The organism is Arsukibacterium sp. MJ3, assembly GCF_000987765.1.
In the GTDB taxonomy this organism is placed as follows: Bacteria; Pseudomonadota; Gammaproteobacteria; order Enterobacterales; family Alteromonadaceae; genus Alishewanella.
The window spans coordinates 1-1,708 of sequence record NZ_LAHP01000058.1; the positions used below are offsets into that span (position 1 = coordinate 1).

General features: G+C 45.0%; 2 protein-coding genes. One reads left to right on the forward strand and one right to left on the reverse strand.

All coding sequences use genetic code 11. The features are described from left to right. Nucleotides 1–480: 480 nt before the first annotated feature. Nucleotides 481–681: a tyrosine-type recombinase/integrase gene (locus VT06_RS17950; RefSeq protein ID WP_082122578.1), complete on the reverse strand. Its 201-nt coding sequence runs from the start codon at nucleotides 679–681 to the stop codon at nucleotides 481–483. Between the two features lie 33 nt (nucleotides 682–714). On the opposite strand from VT06_RS17950, the gene istA reads away from it, so the two are divergent. Further along, nucleotides 715–1,708: IS21 family transposase (gene istA / locus VT06_RS16655; protein WP_235357468.1), on the forward strand; the 994-nt coding region annotated here is incomplete at its 3' end.

Sequence of the window (1,708 nt, forward strand, 5' to 3'; positions counted from 1 at the left end):
TCCACTTTCATAACTTACTAACACATCATTCCCATGATGCTTGTATGAGACCCTGCTTATGATACCCATAGCTTCTTCTTCGTTATGCCGGTACACAATTGTCATTGGAACAACGCCTTCCAAACGCCACGTACCCTCTAAGTCCCCGGGACCCTTACTGCAAGCACTCAAAGTCATCAAGCTTAGAAGTATCAGAGTAATAGAACATAAGTGCTTCATCGACTCTCCTAGTTAAAACTCTGCTGCCTAACATTTGTATATAAGGCATGCGCGGTGTATTGACGGCAAGAAAAGACTTGAAAGGCAGATGAATACTGAGGATTTCACGAACGCCTCCCTGTGTTCTTACGGTGCAAAGTGCGCATGCTCATTTATAACCGCATGCTTGCTTATTATTTACTCAATAATGTAGACCATAAACGGCTTCTAGCCAATAAGCAATTAGATACTGCGCATGTCATTTGAAAGATACGCGGCGGGTTAGAACGTTCCTTTGATTCTGTCTAGTGGACTCATTGTACCTGCATAGTGCTGACCCAGCACGTGAGTATATATTTGGGTTGTTTTGACATCATTATGGCCAAGCAACTCTTGTACGGTGCGAATATCGCAACCGTTTTGCAGTAGATTGTTACCAACAATGCAAAACTGGTCCACTCCAACAATTGAAATCTGATCCACTTGTTTTCACTATGGTGCTTTTTCGGAGGCACCTTGATCACAAAAGAAGAGCTCATGAAAATTCAGATTTTGCATCAACAAGGCCTGTCACAACGAGCCATTGCTAAACAACTTGGTATATCAAGAAATACAGTAAAGCGTTATTTGCGAGCTAATATTGATACGCCAGCTTATTCTGCACGTGGTCAAGCACCTTCACTGCTTGACCCTTTTAAGTCATTCTTGCACTCGCGCATAGCGCAAGCAAAACCAGTTCACTTATCTGGAGTTGTGCTTTACCGTGAAGTTCAGGAGCTGGGATACGCTGGTAGTTTGTCGTTATTGCGACAATATTTATACCAATACCGTGGCACCCACACACCTGAGCCGGTGGTACGTTTTGAAACTGAAGCTGGCAAACAAATGCAAGTAGACTGGGGGCAAATGCGCGGAGGAAAGCAGCCTATTCATGCCTTTATCGCCGTCTTAGGTTACAGTCGTGGAATGATGGTGGTATTCACCGATAACATGCGTTACGACACGTTAGAGCATTGCCATCGGCTGACTTTTGAGTATTTTCAGGGGATCCCTAGAGAGGTCTGGTACGACAATATGAAAACTGTGGTGGTTGAACGTGATGCGTATGGTGAAGGCAAACACAAGCTCAATCAGGCGTTTTATCAGTTCGCTAAAAGCATGGGTTTTATTCCAAAATTGTGTCACACCTATAGACCGCAGACCAAAGGCAAGGTTGAGCGGATGGTACGATATGTGCGAGACAACTTCTTCCGACCTTTGAATACAAAGCTGCAGGCATTGGGTCAAACACTGGATGTTTTGACCGCTAATGAGGAAGTGCTCTTATGGTTAGAAACAGTCGCACACCAGCGTATTCACGATACCACTAAGCAAAAGCCTGCTGAACGTCTGGTGGAAGAGCGCAGGACCTTACAGGCGTTACCACCCCAAATATTACCTGTTTCCTCTTCGCCTGAAGCGCAGACGCCGTTACCATCATCACTGAAAGTGTTAAGCCAGCAGCCACTGC